19 protein-coding genes are annotated in these 16,016 nt (G+C 68.9%); 8 read left to right on the forward strand and 11 right to left on the reverse strand.

All coding sequences use genetic code 11. From position 1 onward, the window contains the following. Nucleotides 1-65: 65 nt before the first annotated feature. Both ATK36_RS09490 and ATK36_RS09495 read left to right on the forward strand, forming a co-directional pair. Nucleotides 66-419: a DUF485 domain-containing protein gene (locus ATK36_RS09490; RefSeq protein ID WP_098510921.1), complete on the forward strand. Its 354-nt coding sequence runs from the start codon at nucleotides 66-68 to the stop codon at nucleotides 417-419. Continuing rightward, nucleotides 416-2,047 carry a solute symporter family protein gene (locus ATK36_RS09495; protein ID WP_098510922.1) on the forward strand — a complete coding sequence of 544 codons (1,632 nt, stop codon included), beginning with the start codon at nucleotides 416-418 and terminating at the stop codon, nucleotides 2,045-2,047. The genes ATK36_RS09490 and ATK36_RS09495 overlap by 4 nt, the downstream gene beginning before the upstream one ends. A gap of 44 nt (nucleotides 2,048-2,091) precedes the next feature. Here the strand turns inward: ATK36_RS09495 and ATK36_RS09500 are convergent, their stop codons facing one another. Continuing rightward, entirely contained in the window at nucleotides 2,092-2,832 is a 741-nt protein-coding gene (locus ATK36_RS09500; protein ID WP_098510923.1) for an isocitrate lyase/PEP mutase family protein, read from the reverse strand. A gap of 221 nt (nucleotides 2,833-3,053) precedes the next feature. Then, complete coding sequence (locus tag ATK36_RS09505) at nucleotides 3,054-4,142, reverse strand: helix-turn-helix domain-containing protein (protein WP_098510924.1); 1,089 nt, start codon at nucleotides 4,140-4,142, stop codon at nucleotides 3,054-3,056. Nucleotides 4,143-4,421: 279 nt separating this feature from the next. Here ATK36_RS09505 and ATK36_RS09510 point away from each other — a divergent pair, with 279 nt between their 5' ends. The 3 genes from ATK36_RS09510 to ATK36_RS09520 all read left to right on the forward strand — a co-directional run bounded on the left by ATK36_RS09510 (nucleotide 4,422) and on the right by ATK36_RS09520 (nucleotide 6,255). Then, nucleotides 4,422-4,757, forward strand: a complete 336-nt coding sequence (locus tag ATK36_RS09510; RefSeq protein WP_098510925.1) for a helix-turn-helix domain-containing protein — start codon at nucleotides 4,422-4,424, stop codon at nucleotides 4,755-4,757. Next, the gene (locus tag ATK36_RS09515; protein ID WP_098510926.1) at nucleotides 4,754-5,050 is read left to right on the forward strand and encodes a hypothetical protein; all 297 of its coding nucleotides are present in this window, start codon (nucleotides 4,754-4,756) and stop codon (nucleotides 5,048-5,050) included. The genes ATK36_RS09510 and ATK36_RS09515 overlap by 4 nt, the downstream gene beginning before the upstream one ends. A 209-nt stretch (nucleotides 5,051-5,259) precedes the next feature. After that, on the forward strand, nucleotides 5,260-6,255 hold the full coding sequence (locus ATK36_RS09520; RefSeq protein WP_098510927.1) for a trypsin-like serine peptidase: 996 nt from the start codon (nucleotides 5,260-5,262) through the stop codon (nucleotides 6,253-6,255). A gap of 388 nt (nucleotides 6,256-6,643) precedes the next feature. Here the strand turns inward: ATK36_RS09520 and ATK36_RS09525 are convergent, their stop codons facing one another. Then, on the reverse strand, nucleotides 6,644-7,831 hold the full coding sequence (locus tag ATK36_RS09525; protein WP_098514752.1) for an acetyl-CoA C-acetyltransferase: 1,188 nt from the start codon (nucleotides 7,829-7,831) through the stop codon (nucleotides 6,644-6,646). 140 nt (nucleotides 7,832-7,971) lie between these two features. On the opposite strand from ATK36_RS09525, the gene mce reads away from it, so the two are divergent. Continuing rightward, complete coding sequence (mce, locus tag ATK36_RS09530) at nucleotides 7,972-8,430, forward strand: methylmalonyl-CoA epimerase (RefSeq protein WP_098510928.1); 459 nt, start codon at nucleotides 7,972-7,974, stop codon at nucleotides 8,428-8,430. 125 nt (nucleotides 8,431-8,555) lie between these two features. On the opposite strand, the gene ATK36_RS09535 is transcribed toward mce, so the two are convergent. Both ATK36_RS09535 and ATK36_RS09540 read right to left on the reverse strand, forming a co-directional pair. Next, nucleotides 8,556-9,137 (reverse strand): TetR/AcrR family transcriptional regulator, encoded by a 582-nt coding sequence (locus ATK36_RS09535; protein WP_098510929.1) that lies wholly within the window; start codon nucleotides 9,135-9,137, stop codon nucleotides 8,556-8,558. Between the two features lie 42 nt (nucleotides 9,138-9,179). Next, nucleotides 9,180-9,548: an SPW repeat domain-containing protein gene (locus ATK36_RS09540; protein WP_098510930.1), complete on the reverse strand. Its 369-nt coding sequence runs from the start codon at nucleotides 9,546-9,548 to the stop codon at nucleotides 9,180-9,182. A gap of 368 nt (nucleotides 9,549-9,916) precedes the next feature. Here ATK36_RS09540 and ATK36_RS09545 point away from each other — a divergent pair, with 368 nt between their 5' ends. After that, on the forward strand, nucleotides 9,917-11,074 hold the full coding sequence (locus ATK36_RS09545) for a chromosome segregation protein (protein ID WP_098514753.1): 1,158 nt from the start codon (nucleotides 9,917-9,919) through the stop codon (nucleotides 11,072-11,074). Nucleotides 11,075-11,286: 212 nt separating this feature from the next. Here ATK36_RS09545 and ATK36_RS09550 read toward each other — a convergent pair whose 3' ends face one another. Genes ATK36_RS09550 through ATK36_RS33420 form a run of 3 tightly spaced genes read right to left on the reverse strand, consistent with a single transcriptional unit; the run spans nucleotide 11,287 to nucleotide 12,654 of the window. After that, complete coding sequence (locus ATK36_RS09550; protein ID WP_245914547.1) at nucleotides 11,287-11,571, reverse strand: barstar family protein; 285 nt, start codon at nucleotides 11,569-11,571, stop codon at nucleotides 11,287-11,289. Between the two features lie 11 nt (nucleotides 11,572-11,582). Next, nucleotides 11,583-12,296: a polymorphic toxin-type HINT domain-containing protein gene (locus ATK36_RS09555; RefSeq protein WP_342752086.1), complete on the reverse strand. Its 714-nt coding sequence runs from the start codon at nucleotides 12,294-12,296 to the stop codon at nucleotides 11,583-11,585. Then, entirely contained in the window at nucleotides 12,220-12,654 is a 435-nt protein-coding gene (locus ATK36_RS33420) for a hypothetical protein (protein WP_245914549.1), read from the reverse strand. Before ATK36_RS33420 ends, ATK36_RS09555 begins: the two co-directional genes overlap by 77 nt. Nucleotides 12,655-12,982: 328 nt before the next feature. On the opposite strand from ATK36_RS33420, the gene ATK36_RS09565 reads away from it, so the two are divergent. Then, nucleotides 12,983-13,432: a universal stress protein gene (locus ATK36_RS09565; protein ID WP_098510932.1), complete on the forward strand. Its 450-nt coding sequence runs from the start codon at nucleotides 12,983-12,985 to the stop codon at nucleotides 13,430-13,432. A 115-nt stretch (nucleotides 13,433-13,547) separates the two neighbouring features. Here the strand turns inward: ATK36_RS09565 and paaE are convergent, their stop codons facing one another. The 3 genes from paaE to paaC are packed head-to-tail and all read right to left on the reverse strand — an operon-like array spanning nucleotide 13,548 to nucleotide 16,011. Next, nucleotides 13,548-14,624 (reverse strand): 1,2-phenylacetyl-CoA epoxidase subunit PaaE, encoded by a 1,077-nt coding sequence (gene paaE / locus ATK36_RS09570; RefSeq protein ID WP_098510933.1) that lies wholly within the window; start codon nucleotides 14,622-14,624, stop codon nucleotides 13,548-13,550. Between the two features lie 2 nt (nucleotides 14,625-14,626). After that, nucleotides 14,627-15,121: a 1,2-phenylacetyl-CoA epoxidase subunit PaaD gene (gene paaD / locus ATK36_RS09575; protein ID WP_098510934.1), complete on the reverse strand. Its 495-nt coding sequence runs from the start codon at nucleotides 15,119-15,121 to the stop codon at nucleotides 14,627-14,629. Continuing rightward, entirely contained in the window at nucleotides 15,115-16,011 is an 897-nt protein-coding gene (gene paaC / locus ATK36_RS09580; protein WP_098510935.1) for a 1,2-phenylacetyl-CoA epoxidase subunit PaaC, read from the reverse strand. Before paaC ends, paaD begins: the two co-directional genes overlap by 7 nt. Nucleotides 16,012-16,016 lie beyond the last annotated feature (5 nt).

Raw genomic sequence — 16,016 nt, forward strand, 5'->3', positions numbered from 1 at the left:
CGCTGTCCGGCTGGCCCTCCCTACTGTGTCGCGGACCACATAGGCCGCGTCGCGAGGGAGAAGTGATGACCGACGACCGCCCGCCGGATCCGGACTGGACACAGGTGCACGAAAGCGCCGAGTTCCGCCAGCTGCGCGGACGGCTGCGCCGCTTCGTGTTCCCGATGGCCGCGCTGTTCCTCGCCTGGTACCTGCTCTACGTGCTGCTGGCCGACTACGCGCACGGCTTCATGAGCACCAAGATCGCCGGAAACTTCACCGTCGGCCTGCTGCTCGGGCTGCTGCAGTTCGTCTCGACGTTCCTGATCACCTGGCTGTACGTGCGCTACGCCAACCGGAAGCTCGACCCGATCGCGGAGCGGATCCGCGGCGACCTCGAACACCCTGAACACCCTGAACACCCGAAGGAGCCGGTATGAGCACGCTCGCCGCGGGCGTCGAGGGCAGCAACCCGGCGCTGAACATCGGCATTTTCGCGGCTTTCGTGGTGATCACGCTGGTGATCGTGTTCCGCGCGAGCCGCAACACCAAGACCGCGTCCGACTACTACGCGGCCGGGCGCGCGTTCACCGGCCCGCAGAACGGGATCGCCATCTCCGGCGACTACCTGTCCGCCGCCTCGTTCCTCGGCATCGCGGGCGCCATCGCGATCTACGGTTACGACGGGTTCCTCTATTCCATCGGCTTCCTGGTGGCCTGGCTGGTCGCGTTGCTGCTGGTGGCGGAGCTGCTGCGCAATACCGGCAAGTTCACCATGGGCGACGTGCTCGCGTTCCGGATGAAGCAACGCCCGGTGCGGGCCGCCGCGGCGGTCTCCACGCTCGTGGTGTCGTTCTTCTACCTGCTGGCCCAGATGGCCGGCGCCGGTGGGCTGGTCGCGCTGTTGCTGGGCATCGAGGGCAAGGCCGCGCAGTCGGTGGTGATCGCGGTGGTCGGCGTGATCATGATCGCCTACGTGCTGATCGGCGGGATGAAGGGCACCACCTGGGTGCAGATCATCAAGGCCGCGCTGCTGATCGTCGGCACGCTCGCGATGACGCTGTGGGTGCTGGGCAAGTACGGGTTCGACTTCTCGTCGCTGCTGCAGGGCGCGGTGGACAAGGCGGGCAAGGCCGGGGAGGCGCTGCTCGGGCCGGGCAAGCAGTACGGCGCGACCGGAACGTCCAAACTGGACTTCTTCTCGCTCGGGATCGCCCTGGTGCTGGGCACCGCGGGCCTGCCGCACGTGCTGATGCGCTTCTACACCGTGCCGACCGCCCGCGAGGCCCGGCGCTCGGTGGTCTGGGCGATCGTGCTGATCGGCGTGTTCTACCTGTTCACGCTGGTGCTCGGCTACGGCGCGGGCGCACTGGTCGGCCCGGACGACATCAAGGCCGCCCCCGGCGGGGTGAACTCGGCCGCGCCGCTGCTCGCGCTGAACCTCGGCGGACCGGTGCTGCTCGGGCTGATCTCCGCGATCGCGTTCGCCACCATTCTCGCCGTGGTGGCCGGGCTGACCATCACCGCGTCCGCCTCGTTCGCACACGACGTGTACGCGAACGTGGTGAAGAAGGGCAAGGCCGCAGCGGGTTCGGAGGTCCGCGTCGCGCGGATCACCGCGGTGGTGATCGGCATCGTCGCGATCCTCGGCGGGATCCTGGCCAACGGCCAGAACGTGGCGTTCCTGGTCGCGCTCGCCTTCGCCGTGGCGGCTTCGGCGAACCTGCCGACGATCCTGTATTCGCTGTTCTGGAAGCGGTTCAACACCCAGGGCGCGCTGTGGAGCATCTACGGCGGACTGATCGTCACGATCGTGCTGATCGTCTTCTCCCCCGCGGTGTCCGGCAAGCCGATCGATCCGAAGACCGGGAAGAGCACGTCGATGCTGCAGGGCGTGGACTTCCACTGGTTCCCGCTGGACAACCCGGGCCTGGTGTCGATCCCGGTCGCGTTCTTCCTCGGCTGGCTGGGCACCGTCCTGTCGAAGGAGCGCAACCCGGAGAAGTACGCGGAAATGGAGGTCCGCGCGCTCACCGGGGCGGGCGCGGAAAAGGCCACACAGCACTGAAAACACTCGTGGGTGCCGGGAGTTGTCCCGGCACCCACGAGCAGTCAGTACGGCAGCTTCCCTGCGGCGATCTCGCCCAGCGTGGCCTCCAGCAGCCCGCGCGCGTGCCGCCACAGGCCGGCGCCCAGCGAGATCCGCGCGGCACCCAGCTCCGCCAGCTCGGCAAGCCCCGGCCCGCCGGGCAACGGCGCCACGTTCACCGGACCGCCGACCTCCTGGACGAACTCCGCCAGCACTTCCGGCGAGCGCGCCAGGATCGGGTACACACAGTCGGCACCCGCGGCCAGATACGCCCGGCCGCGCTCCACCGCTTCGGCGAGAACCGCACGTTCGTCCTCGGCGCCGAGGAACACGTCGACCCGGGCGTTGATCACCAGCCCGGCGCCGGCGCCACGGCGCACCTCGGCAATCCGCTCCGCCTGCTCGGCAACCGGACGACGGCCACCGTTGACGTGGTCGGTGTCCTCGTAATTGCACCCCACCGCACCGAGCGCGAGCAGCCGCTCGGCGACCTCCGCAGGCGGAAGCCCGTAGCCACTCTCCGCGTCGACGGTCACCGGCACCGCCACCGCCCGCACGATCCGCTGCGCGGCGCCGAACATCTCGTCCACCGGCGCCCCCTCGCCGTCCGCCAGCCCGAGCGAGGCCGCGACCGCCGCGGAACTCGTTGCCACGACCGGGAATCCGGCAGCTTCGACGAGCCGCGCCGTGTCCGCGTCCCAGACGTTCGGCAGCACCAGCGGCTTGCCGGGTACCTGCAGCGCCCGCAGCGCTTCGGCGGTCACACCGCACGCTCCTTGCTGAACACTTTCGTCATACCGGCCACGCTAATGCGCGGTGGACCGTACGGATAGTCCACTGCGGAAGCACGAAAGTGGTCCAGTTGGGGCCGGAGTTCAGAGGTGGATACCCGCCCATCGGGCGAATCCGGCCAGGGAGCCGGTAGTGCGGCGCTCGGCGGCAGCGAGCGCGCGCACGGTCTCAGCGACCGACGGGTGGTGCCAGGTCACGTTCGGCGCGACCCGCCTGCCTCGTTCAGTTCGTCCAGAGTCCGCCCACGATCGCCGTGCAGCATCCACGCCCGCGCCATGTCGATGTGGTGGTGCCCAACACGTTCCGGACGGCGGGAATCGAGCACGGTGACGGACGAGGCACGCCGGACGGCCTCGGTGCCGTTGTAGTTCTCGACCGGGGCCGCGCACCAGTGCACGACAATGTTCGTCGCGCTCGCATCCAAGTTGTAGTACGGGACGGCCGGGGGCGCGAACTCGTCGGCGAAGGCGCGTGCCTCGGACAAGTAGCCGTCGGCTTCGGCCGGGTCGCCGGCTCGCGCGGCGAGGATCGCAGAACGCAGGTTGAGCTGAATCGCGACCCCTCGATCTTTCGCACCGGTGCCGAGGTGCCGCCGGGCGCGATCGAGCATCCGCAGTCCTGCGCGGTACTCGCCGTGCTGCAGGTAGCGGGTACTCCGGTGGTGGTCGCTGAGGACGCCACGCAACGGATCTCCGGTACGCGGCGCCAGATGAATGTGCCGCTCCGACGCGATCGCCGCGAGATCCGTCTGCCGGAATCGACCGGCCACGGTCGCGGACAGCCGGTAGGCATCGTGCAGAACGGCCCGGGCCAGTTCACCCGCGTGGCCCGGCTGATCGGCGAGAACGTACAAGTGGTGCAAGAGATTCGGCAGCTCCGACAGCACGTCGGTGTTGCGCAGCGCCAACACCTTGTCCGAGATGACGCTCACCCGGAACTCCACGGCGCCAAGGCTGAGCGCGTCCCCCTCGGGCTGCGGATCGTCATAGGCGTCGAGTGCGGTACGCAACTCCGCGATACCGGCGGATAGCGGACTCGGCTCGTCCAGCACCTCATTTTCCCGTGCGCCGTAGAGGGTTGCCACCTTGATCCCGAGAACACGAGCCGCGCTGGCCACGAACGCGGCGCTCGGCGGCTTGCTTCCCTGCTCTACTTTCCTGACCAGCGAGGCGGAGAAATTCGTGTGTCGCGCGAGCTGCAGCTGGCTCATGCCCTTGAGCTTGCGAGCAGCCTTGAGCCGGTCTGCGACGCTGCCGCCTTCGGGGAGATCCGGGGCCTGCATTCGATTTCTCCTGCCGTCAGCCAGTGGCACTTCGGTGGCACTTCAGCGTAGCAATCACCCATAGCATTGCAAAGGTAACTATCAGCTACCGGACGGATGGTGGAGGGCCCATGGCAACGGCGCTGATTTGCGTCGATCTGGCGATGACACACGGAATACCCAGGCTGACGCCCATGGAGGCCGTGATGGGCACCTGGATTCGCGACGACGCACCGGGGTGCTGACCGCCCCTGAGACCGGGGAGATCGTGGCAGACGACGAGGAACAGGCCGGTGGCTCGTGAACAAGGAGGCCGAGGAGTCGTCGAACGAACTGGGCAGCGCGCTCCGTGAGGCACGCCTGGCCGCGCGCTGGGGCGTCCGGGAACTTGCCCGTCGGCTCGACATGCACCCCGCCTTCATCTCGTCGTGGGAACTCGGGCACCGCACGCCCAAGGCGCTGGACGTGGCGTGCATCATCGGCGCGCTCGGTGTCATCGGCGAGGAGAAGACCCGCATCCTGCGCCTGGCTCTTGCCGCCGAGCTGCATCGGAGCTGTTTTTGGACGGCCCGCGCCTACCCCGTAGTGCGCCGCGAGGTCGGCGAGCATGGCGCCCGGAACCACGCCGGAGGATGACGACTGACCTCACCCCTGCCGGTTACGACGAGGACATGCGGACGACCAGGAAACGGCGCACGCCGGCGTCGGCGTTGCTCGCGAAGACCGCTTCCACGCTGGGACCTGCGCCAAGCCACCGACATGCACAACGCGCGCCTGTACCCCTGCTCACCGACCTGCTGGACCGCGGTTGGATCGCCGACGGTTACTACCCCTCGCCCCACGACGCACCCGGCGACGGCGCTCCCGACCAGCCACAGCACTACTACGTGGTCACCGACCTCGGCCGCACAGAACTCGCCAGGGTGTAGAAACCTCGCCCGCGCCTGCATGTGCCGCCGACGTCCCGGGCACGGGCGGGCCGTCGCAGAAGTGGCATAAGCCGGGCCGCCGACAGCGGATTTCCTTGCAACGCGCCGAAGTTCGCCGTTTAGACACGCCGACGACGTACCCTCCCGGCAATACCGGATCCTCATCCGAGGCTGACCGATCCCTGACACCGCCTGCTTAACGTGCAGGTATGACCTGGATTCAATCCCTCCCCGGCCTGGCCGTTCTCGCCGCCGGGCTCACATTCGCACCCGCCGCGAACGGACCGCTGGTGCAGCCGATGGCCACTTCCACAGCCGACGAGCAGGCGGTCTTCGACTACTGGACCCCCGCGCGGATCGCGACGCTCACCGAGCCGTTGTCGGGAAAGCCGCCGAAGAGCGGGGCGGACGGCGCGCCGTGGACGAGCGAGAACGCGGTGCAGAAGACCGTCGGGCGACTGTTCTATACCGACCACGGCGAGGACGCCAGCTGCACAGCGACCGTGGTGGACAGCGCAAATCGCAGCACAATCGTCACCGCGGCCCACTGTGTCAACAACACCGACCTGATCGGCGAACACAACGCGTGGAACGCGCACCTGATGTTCGTACCCGGCTACCACGACGGCCAAGCGCCGTACGGGAAGTTCGCGGTCCGCTACAGCGTGGCCGATGCGACGTGGCTGAAGAACGATCAGCAGAACGGCCAGAAGTTCAACACCTACGACCAAGCCTTCGCAGTGCTCGGCACGAACTCCGGTGGAAAGCGGGTGCAGGACGCCGTCGGCGCCGCCCAGCGAATCGGCTTCGACCTCCCCGGCGACGCCGAGGTGACCCAGTTCGGCTACCCGCGCGCGTCCGACGACCCCGCCCGCGAAGGCCTGCCGGAGTACACCGGCGAGCGGCTGGCCTACTGCACCGGGCAGGCCCGGCACCTCACCGGTACAAAGGAAGCCCCCGACCAGTGGGGCACCGCGTGCGTGATGGGCGGCGGCTCCAGCGGCGGCCCCCGCCTGCGCGACTTCGACCCGAAGACCGGACTGGGCACCGTGATCGGCGACAACAGCCACTCCAGGCTCCTGTCCGCGACCGGAATCCCTTGTGAGGACGAGAAAACCGACGGGTGCACGCGGTACCTGGCCGGACCGCAGTTCAGCCGCGCGGTGACGGAACCGTTGTATGAGGCGGCCCAGAAGCAGAGTTGAGCTGCGGTCGTCCGGTGCACCGCCGTGCGGACACGGGTCACGCTGCCAACGCCGAGGCGACCACGGCAGCCACGACCTTACCCCCGCAGAGTCCGCATTCTGCCCACCCGATGAACGGGTTGGGCGAACGACGACCTCCCGGCCGGACAGGCAATTACGGGAGTTGAGATCCCCCGTTGCCAGTCCCCGAGCGACCGGTCCGGCGTGCAACCAAGCCGACAGATCGATCACCACGCCAAATCACCCAACGCAACACGGCGACCGACACCGAGGGCCGGGCGCGCCAAGCCGACATCCGCCCACCCGGCACAAAAAACCGGCCGGCCGCGCGCAGCTACCTCCCGCGCACGACCGGCCGGCTCACCGAAACTTCAACCCCCGACGGGAATCACGCCGATGGAACGCGCAGCAGCAGGGCGTCGCCCTGGCCGCCGCCACCGCACAGCGCCGCCGCGCCCAGGCCGCCGCCGCGGCGGCGCAGCTCGTGCACCAGATGCACGGCGAGCCGGGCGCCGGACGCGCCGATCGGGTGGCCGAGCGCGATCGCGCCGCCGTTCACGTTCACCTTCGCCGGGTCGAGGCCCAGCTTGTCCGCGGAGACCAGGCCGACCGCGGCGAACGCCTCGTTGATCTCCACCAGGTCCAGCGCGGACGGGTCCAGCTTCGCCTTGGCCAGCGCCGCGAGGATCGCGTTCGAGGGCTGCTCGTGCAGGCTCGCGTCCGGGCCGGCGACCACGCCGTGCGCGCCGATCTCGGCCAGCGGGGTGATGCCCAGCTCGGCCGCCTTCTCCGGGCTGGCCACGATCACGGCCGCGGCACCGTCGGAGATCTGGGAGGCCGAACCGGCGGTGATGGTGCCGTCCGAGGCGAACGCCGGGCGCAGCTTGCCCAGGCTCTCCGCGGTGGTGTCGGCGCGCACGCCCTCGTCGGTGTCGAACACGACCGGGTCGCCCTTGCGCTGCGGGATCGAGACCGGCGCGATCTCCGCCTTGAAGAATCCGGCCTCGATCGCCGCCGCGGCACGCTGGTGCGAGCGGGCGGAGAACTCGTCCTGCCGCGCCCGGGTGACGCCGTAGCGGGAGTTGTACTTCTCCGTGGACGAGCCCATGGCGACCTGGTCGAAGGCGCAGAACAGCCCGTCGTAGGCCATGTGGTCGACGAGCGTGGTGTCGCCGTACTTGAACCCGCTGCGCGACTTCGGCAGCAGGTGCGGGGCCTGCGTCATGGACTCCTGGCCACCGGCCACCACCAGGTCGAACTCCCCGGCCCGGATCAGCTGGTCGGCCAGCGCGATCGCGTCCAGCCCGGACAGGCACACCTTGTTGACGCTCAGCGCGGGCACGTCCATCGGGATGCCCGCGGCGACCGCGGCCTGCCGCGCCGGGATCTGGCCCGCGCCGGCGGTGAGCACCTGGCCCATGATCGTGTACTGGACCGCCTCCGGGGCGACCCCGGCGCGCTCCAGCGCGGCCTTGATCGCGACCCCGCCGAGCTGCGCCCCCGAGAAGTCCTTCAACGAACCGAGCAGCCGCCCGATGGGGGTACGGGCAGCGCCCAGGATCACGGAACCGGACACGACGTCCTCCAAAGCATCGGTGCACTGGCAGTGCTGCCACGATACCGCCCGGATCGGGTGCCCGGCCCGTCTTGATGGAGCCAGTGTGAGGGGGCGCACGTGCCGCCCCGCGCCCGGCGCGCGGGCCTATCCTCCCGGACATGACCGCCGATCCCAGCGCCGCCGTCCTCAAGCCCTTCGTCACCGCGATCGACCACGTCGGCATCGCGGTACCCGATCTGGACGCCGCGATCGCGTTCCACCAGGAGCACTTCGGCCTCGAAGTCGCGCACGAGGAGGTGAACGAGGAGCAGGGCGTGCGCGAGGCGATGCTGGCCGCGCCCGGCGCCGCGGGCGGCGCGACGATGATCCAGCTGCTCGCCCCGCTGCGGGAGGACTCGACGATCGCGAAGTTCCTCGGGCGCAGCGGTCCCGGCCTGCAGCAGCTGGCCCTCCGAGTGTCCGATGTGGACGCCGCCGCGGCGGCGCTGCGGGCGCGGGGACTGCGGTTGCTGTTCCCGGAAGCCAAGCGGGGCACCTCGAACAGCCGGGTGAACTTCGTGCACCCCAAGGACGCCGGCGGCGTGCTGGTGGAACTGGTCGAGCCGGCCGCACACTGACCGTTCGCTCCGGCCGTACAAGCGGTCTGTGCGGGAACCTGCACAACCACGGAGGTCTGTGAAGGGGCCCTGCACAAAGGCTGTGAAGGGGCCCTTCACGGACTCTGAGTCTGTAACGGTGCCCTTCACGGACCGGTCGGGTCGGCCCGGGCGTTCAGTGCGTTCGCGACGAAGGTCAGCTCGCCGTCGAACTCGGCCGGACGGTCGTCGCCGGAGTGCCGCGCGGTGGCGTGCCGGTGGCTGACCGCGCGGGCGAGCAGCCCGGAGGCGTAATCGAGATCGGCCGTGGCGAGGCGACGCCCCGGGCTCGCGGCCACCAGAACCGCACGGACCAGCCGGACCAGCTGCTGGAACCGGTCGGCCAGCGCCTCACGCACCACGTAATGCGTATCGGCCTCCCGCCAGAGCAGGTGGGACAGCCCGAGTGAGCCGGTGAAGCGACGGTCCAGCTCGCTCACCAGCCGGCGCAGCGAACCCGCCAGATCGCCTGGCACGACGACCGTGGCGGGCTCGATGCGTTCGTCCGGCAGCCGGTCCACGAGTGCGGCCAGCAGATCGGACTTGCGGCGGAAGTAGTAGTGGACAAGACCTTTGGGCACCTCCGCCCGCTCGGCGATGCGGGAGGTCGGGGTGGCCTCGAAGCCGGACTCGGCGAACAGCTCCTCCGCCGCGCACAGGATGCGTTCCTTCGCCGAGTCCCCGGTCATCGCCGACCTTCCTTCCGGTCACCGCCACGCGGGCGCGTGACGTCAGTGCTGCCCGGCCATCCGGTGAGCGGCGCTGGCCTGCGGCATCGCGGCCGCGCCGGCGATGATCGTCAGCGCCCCGGCGACCCAGGACGTCCAGGACGCCCCGTTGAACTCGGTGTAGCTCATCACCCATGGCGCGATGAACAGCAACGCGCCGAGGACGATCTGGACGCCCTCGCTGTACACCGCGCCGGGTGTCGCGAGCGAGACCAGTCCGTCGATGGCGATCAACGCACCGAGAACCACCATCGTCCACATCGTCATCTTGTCCGTGTTCAGCCAAAGGGGTGAAAGCGCGGCTACCACGCCGATGACGACCTCGGCCCAGTCATAGGGCCTCGTCCAGGCGCGCGTCGGGACTTCACTCATTCGTGCTCACCTCCACCGGGGAGAACAACCGGGAAACGGCTGTTCAGGAATGTCTTCCCGGGTCCACTGTGCGCCTTGACTGGCCAGGCGGTCAAGGTTCTGGCCACAGACTCTCCGGCCGGCGATTCGCTTCGTGACCACGGTGGCTACCGAGGAGTAGTCTCCGGGCCGCTCGCCGCACCGCCGGCACCCGGCCCGGCTCGCGCGGCGGCGCGGATCCGAGACAGGGCGGCCCGGCGCCGGGCCGGGAAGGCCGCCGCGTTCATCCGCTCGGCGCACGGCCGGCCGGGGCCTCGTGGGTGCTCACCCGTCCGTGACCGAAGAGCGACTACGGTAGAACCATGAGCCTTGGCGATGAACGCGAACTCGTGCCGCTGGGAGCCGGCTTCGATGTGGCGAAGCGGGGATACAGCCGGGCACAGGTGGACGAGCACCTCGAACGGCTCGACGGTGATCTGAAGATGCTCACCGCCGACCGGGACGCCGCCATTGCCCAGTCCGGCGATCTGGCCCGGCAATTGGAGACCGCCCGCGGCGAGATCGCCGATCTGCGGGGGCAGGTCGACCGGCTGGCACAGCCACCGACCAGTGTCGAGGGCCTGTCCGAGCGCCTGCAGCGGATGCTGCGCCTGGCCCAGGACGAGGCCGCGGACACCAAGGCGCGCGCCGAAGCGGAGGCCGGGCACATCCGGGCCAAGGCGGAGACCGACGCGAGCGCCATGCGGGCCCGGTACGAGCAGCTGCTCACCGAACTGGATCTGCGGCGCAAGGAGATGGAGGCGGAGCACCGCAAGGTGCTCGAGGACGCCCGCGCCGAAGCGAAGCGGATGACCGACGAGGCGGACGCCCAGCGCCGCCGGCTGGACGCCGAATCCGAAGCCCGCCGCACCCAGGTCGAGGAGGACTTCGAGATCGCCATGGCCTCCCGCCGCGCGGAAGCGATGCGGATACTGGCCGAACAGGAGGCGGCGAGCAAGGCCGAGGCCGAACGCCGGGTCCGCGAAGCGGCCGAGGACGCCGCCGCGATCCGGGCGAAGGTGCTGGAAGAGGAAACGGCCGCCAAGGCGGACATCGACCGCCGCCAGCGCGAGTCGGTGGCGGACGCGAACAAGCGCCGTCAGGACTCCATCACCGAGGCGAACGCCCGCCTGGCCGAGGCCGCCGACGAGGCCCGCCGCCGCGTCCGCACCGCGACCGACGAGTCCAACCGCCGGATCACCCAGGCCAGCGAGCGGGTCGAGGCCCTGCGCACGGTCCGCGCGGCCCTGGCCGAGCAGGTCCGCGGCGCCCGCACGGTGCTGGCCGAGGCACAGCACGTGCTCGGTGAGACCGATGTCGAGGTGCCGGCGGATATCAAGGCTGCAGGGCCGGGTGGTGGGTCGGCCGGTGGTTCTGGCCAGGCCGCTGCCGCCGCCAAGCCCGGGGTGAGCCGCGGTGGCGTACCGGCACCGGGGAAGCCACCGGAGGCGGATATCGAGCGGACCGTGCGGATCCGGGCTTCGGATGTGCCGAAGGCGCAGTCCTAGCCGGGACGGTCGGGCAACGGGACCGATCGATGGGTACCGGGTAGCTCCATACTGCTGAGCACGGAAAGCGCCGACAGTTGACCGACCGCGATCCAGGTTTCCGTCCTCGAACGGCGAAAACTTCGCCTTCGCCGTTCGAGGACGACGGCCGGTTCACGCTATCGGGGCCACATCCGACAGCCGCCTACCGATAGGGATCGCCTCCAGTCCAGTTACTCGAACCGCACCGTGAACCTTTCTTCCGGAGCCTTCGTCAAGTCATCCTCCATGACCTCGACCAGAAGTTTGGAAATCACTTGGAACCGCTCTGCACCTAGCGCATTCTTGCTGGCCTCAGATTCTGTCCAAATCAATTCAACAGGGCCTGGGACATCTCGATACAATCGATCCCACAGGGCATTGAGATTATAGCCATAATATGGACCAAAGTCGAGCTTTTCAGCCAGCAGCCGGTGAAGGTCCTGTTCCGACTTTATCGACCGTCCGTCGATAACCACGCGCAAGAAGATCACTTCCAGTTCGGCAGTTGGTAGAAGAGTTTGTAGTGATTGAAACTTACATAGGCCAATCCGTCATTGGAGTATACTAGACGCCACCCCGCTTGCTTGCCTCGCGTCATGGCCGGATCCAACCCGACATCCGCTTCGTAATAGATCCGACCAGGCGCTCTTGGCAGCAGCATATCTCCTGGGTCCCTGGGGGCGTTCTTATAAACGTCACCACCAATCTGACCTTGAGGAATGTGGTTCCCCAAAGCCTTGCCTTTACTCCAGCCAGCGGCCTCCGCAGTCTCCTTGGTCACGAAATTCGGTGGCAGCTTCCCCACCGTACGCAGACTCTCCATAAGCGGATTCGCCGCCTCTGCCACCGAAAGCGCGGACCCGAGCAGGATGCACGTCGAATTGTGGACCAGGACCGGCGTTTCACCGGCCAGCACATAGTAGGTGTGCAGTTCCTCGACGCTCAGGTTGTGCACGCGGCTGACTTCAGCCCGCAGCTTGACCGTGTCGACGGTGGCGACGCCTCCGTCGGGCCGGCGCAGTTGCTCGCCCGGGACGAGCTGTCCTGCGTTTACCCAGCGACCGTGCTGTACCGACCAGAAGGGATGGTTCCTCGTCGCCGTGACGGTCCCGGCTCCGTGGGCATCATGGGTCCCGACGGCGACCAGGTCCTTTTTGCCGGTGCTGGAGATGAGATCGGTGACGGGCTCGGGCTTGGTGATGCCAACCGGTCAGCAATGCCGCCAGCGCGATCGTCGCCACCGACAACTGTGCCATCATCACGAAACCCGACGCCAGCATCAGCGGCGCGGGCACCAGAAAATCCAGTACATGCAGATACGCCGAACCCAGCGGCCGCGGGGACACCACATCCACATGCGGAATTTCCCCGTGCAGAATCCTCCAGGTCGCCGCGAGCACAAATCCCTGGTCACTCGGGTTGAACCCGAAACGCCCGATCCGGGCCACCGTACCCGCGGCGACCGCCAGCACCCCGACCAGGAGAAAGACCGGTCGGAAGCGGTTCAGGCGACCGGGGAGCGCCTCATGGGCAGCAGGAATCGCATCCACCACACTCATGACAAGGGACTCCACCGGGATTTGCGGGCTGGCTCACGAACGCCACGGCGAACATGGCGATCTCCCCGTCGTTCGAGCGGGGCACAACGTTTCATCCGGAAACGAACCGTTAGGTTTCCCACATTCGAAGCGGCACTCGAAGTCTCCGAACGATCACCTCACTTCCGATCGGCAGAGAACACCGTTCTCCGGTGCGCCGCGGCGCACCACCCGGTTCAGCGCGAATCCGCTCCCCCGGCCAGGACGGGCGCCGCAACCGACTCGCGAGTAGCCTTCGCTCGCGAAGGGGCCGCGCCGCCCGTTCGAGCCGAGTTGCAGGAGGTTGTGGATGGCTGTCTATCGGACCGTGGTGGTCGGGACGGACGGGTCCGACTCGTCGTTCGCCGCGGTGGATCGGGCGGCGGGGGTGGCTGCCGACGCCTCAGCGAAGCTGGTCGTCGTGTGTGCGTATCACCCGGCGAGCAAGCACGACGTCGAGCTGGCGCAGGATCAGCTCGGCGGCGAGGCGTATCAGGTGGTCGGCTCGGCGCCGGCCGAGGACACGCTGCAGAGCGCGCGCGATCGGGCGTTCCGGGAGGGGGCCGCCGACGTGGATACGGTCGCCATCGAGGGGGAAGCGGTGGAGGTTCTGCACAAAGTGGTCCGGGACCGCGCGGCCGATCTGCTGGTCGTCGGCAACCGGGGGCTCAACACGCTGGCCGGGCGCATCCTCGGGTCGGTGCCGGCCGAGGTGTCCCGCAAGTCCGGCGTCGACGTGCTGATCGTGCACACCACCTGAGCGCCGTGCCGGAGGCACGATCGCGCCCGCGGTACGCGCCGGGCTCGCCGCTGACGACGGCTGTGAAGGGGCCCTTCACGGACTCTGAGTCCGTGAAGGGCCCCTTCACGGCTTTTCAGGCGTCGTAGTCGACGGTCACGCGGTCGGTGACGGGGTAGGACTGGCAGGTCAGGACGAAACCGGCGGCGACTTCGGCCTTTTCGAGGGCGAAGTTGCGGCGCAGGTCGACCTCGCCTTCGACGACCTTGGCCCGGCAGGTGCCGCACACCCCGCCCTTGCAGGCGAACGGGAGGTCGGGCCGGAATCGCTGGGCGCCGTCCAGCACGGTCGCTTCCCGCGGCAGGCTCATCGTGGTGGACCGGCCGTCCAGGAGCAGGGTGACTTCCGAGGAAGCACCGGCCACGGCGGGATCCACGTGCTTCACCGGCTCCGGCGGCACATCGTCCACATAGAACAGTTCTTGATGGACCCGCGCATCCGGCACGCCAAGCGCGGCCAGCACTTCTTGCGCACCGGTGACCAGGCCGAACGGGCCGCACAGCCAGAAGTGGTCCACATCGTCCACCGGGATCAGCGAAGCGAACAGCGCGCGCAGCTTGTCCGCGTCGAGCCGGCCGGTGAACAGCTCGGCCTCGCGCGGCTCGCGGGAGAGCACGTGCACCAGCTCCAGCCGCGCCGGGTGACGGTCCTTCAGATCGGCCAGCTCGTCGGCGAACATCACCGTGTCGGTGCGGCGGTTGCCGTACAACACGGTGACCGTGGCGTCGGGTGTCGCCAGCAGCGACGCCGCGATGGACAGCACCGGGGTGATCCCGGAACCGGCGGCGATCAGCACGTGATGCCCGCCCGCCGCGAGATCCGGCGTGAACGAGCCGGCCGGCGCGGCGACCTCGATGGTGTCGCCGGGCCGTACCTCGTTGACCAGCCAGGCGGAGAACATCCCACCCGGGACCAGCCGCACGCCGACGCGAGGCCGCTCCCCCACCGCGGCGCAGATCGAGTACGACCGGCGTTCGTCGCGGCCTTCTACGGTGCGGCGCAAGGTAAGCGACTGTCCTGGCGCGAAGGCGAAGGTTTCGGCCAGCTCCGGCGGAACGTCGAAGGTGACCGCGACGGCGTCGTCGCAGAGCCGCTCGACCGCGGCCACCTGCAGCGGGTGGAAGCCGGTGCGCCGGGAAACGGTGGCGGTCACGATCAGATCTCCTTGACGTGTTCGAACGGCTCCGAACAGGACCGGCAGCGCCACAACGCCTTGCACGCGGTCGCGCTGAACCGGGACTGTTCCTCGGTGTCCGGTGAACCGCAGTGTGGACAGTCCACTTTGCGCACCGAGGCACCGAGGGTGAGCGGGATCGGCCCGGCGGCCCGGCGAGGCGCGGTGCCCGGCGGCGCGATCCCGGCTTCGGCGAGTTTGCGCTTACCGCTCTCGCTGATCCAGTCCGAACTCCACGCGGGTTCCAGTACGGTGCGGATGTCGATCTCGGTGTAACCCGCCCCGCGCAGCGCGTACTCCAGGTCGTCGCGCATCGTGTCCATCGCCGGGCATCCGGTGTAGGTGGGCGTGATCGCCACCGTCACCCGTCCGTCCGTTTCGGACACTTCGCGCAGCACGCCGAGGTCGGCCAGGGTCAGCATCGGCAGCTCCGGATCGGTGACCGTCGCGGCCACCGCGGCTGCGGGGGTCACCATGTCGCTCCCGGCATCGCGCGGGCCACGCTCTGCAGCTCGGCCAGCAGGAACCCCATTTCCTCGGTGTGCACGCCGTCGCGGCCGGCACGGCCCGCCACCCCGGCGATCGCATTCCGCTGTGGACGGTCCACAGTGGCCGCAGCGAAAGCCTGGTCCAGTACCGCGTCGAACTCGGGCCGCAGGGTGGCCGCGTCCAGCAGTTCGTCCGGGTGCGTGGCGAACAGCTCGTCGACGTACGGCCAGACCGCGTCCATTCCTTCCTGCATCCGCTCGTGCGACAACGGCGTGCCGTCGCCGAGCCGGACGAGCCACTGTGCCGCGTAGTCCCGGTGGTAGGTCAGCTCCTTGACGCCCTTCACCGCGATTGCCGCGAGGACTGGGTCCACACTGGATTCCGCCGACGTACTTCCTCCCGCGGAGGCGGCATCAGGCTCAAGCCGCTGGAACAGTGCGAGCCGCCAGGTCGAGAACACGAACAGCCGGGCGATCAGGTGCCCGAAATGCCCGCCGCCGAGTTCGGCCAGCCGCACGTTGCGGAACTCCTGTTCGGACCGCAGGAACGCCAGGTCGTCCTCGGCCCGCCCGGTACCGTCCGCCTTGCCCGCGCGGGCGAGCAGCAGTCGCGCCTGACCCAGCAGGTCGAGGCCGATGTTCGCGATGGCGACCTCGTCCTCCAGCTCCGGCGCGTGCGTGACCCATTCCTGCAGCCGGTGCGAGAAGATCAGCGCGTCGTCGCCGAGCATCAGGCAGTACGCGGCCAGCCGCGCACCGTCCACTCCGGACGGGACGGAGGTGTCCACTCCGGACAACGGGTCCTCGAACCCGGTGCCGAACGCCCAGCGCGCGTCGTTGTCCTCGGTGATGGCTTCGTAGACGTTGTCGAAAGACACAGCAC

It is taken from the genome of Amycolatopsis sulphurea (assembly GCF_002564045.1).
Lineage (GTDB): Bacteria > Actinomycetota > Actinomycetes > Mycobacteriales > Pseudonocardiaceae > Amycolatopsis > Amycolatopsis sulphurea.

What these genes read in the sequence shown, in the direction of transcription:
- ATK36_RS09490 (WP_098510921.1), top strand. Translation starts at nt 66, where the DNA reads ATGACCGACGACCGCCCGCCGGATCCGGACTGGACACAGGTGCACGAA.
- ATK36_RS09495 (WP_098510922.1), top strand. Translation starts at nt 416, where the DNA reads ATGAGCACGCTCGCCGCGGGCGTCGAGGGCAGCAACCCGGCGCTGAAC.
- ATK36_RS09505 (WP_098510924.1), bottom strand. Translation starts at nt 4,142, where the DNA reads ATGCAGGCCCCGGATCTCCCCGAAGGCGGCAGCGTCGCAGACCGGCTC.
- ATK36_RS09515 (WP_098510926.1), top strand. Translation starts at nt 4,754, where the DNA reads ATGACGACTGACCTCACCCCTGCCGGTTACGACGAGGACATGCGGACG.
- ATK36_RS09520 (WP_098510927.1), top strand. Translation starts at nt 5,260, where the DNA reads ATGACCTGGATTCAATCCCTCCCCGGCCTGGCCGTTCTCGCCGCCGGG.
- mce (WP_098510928.1), top strand. Translation starts at nt 7,972, where the DNA reads ATGACCGCCGATCCCAGCGCCGCCGTCCTCAAGCCCTTCGTCACCGCG.
- ATK36_RS09535 (WP_098510929.1), bottom strand. Translation starts at nt 9,137, where the DNA reads ATGACCGGGGACTCGGCGAAGGAACGCATCCTGTGCGCGGCGGAGGAG.
- ATK36_RS09540 (WP_098510930.1), bottom strand. Translation starts at nt 9,548, where the DNA reads ATGAGTGAAGTCCCGACGCGCGCCTGGACGAGGCCCTATGACTGGGCC.
- ATK36_RS33420 (WP_245914549.1), bottom strand. Translation starts at nt 12,654, where the DNA reads ATGAGTGTGGTGGATGCGATTCCTGCTGCCCATGAGGCGCTCCCCGGT.
- ATK36_RS09565 (WP_098510932.1), top strand. Translation starts at nt 12,983, where the DNA reads ATGGCTGTCTATCGGACCGTGGTGGTCGGGACGGACGGGTCCGACTCG.
- paaD (WP_098510934.1), bottom strand. Translation starts at nt 15,121, where the DNA reads ATGGTGACCCCCGCAGCCGCGGTGGCCGCGACGGTCACCGATCCGGAG.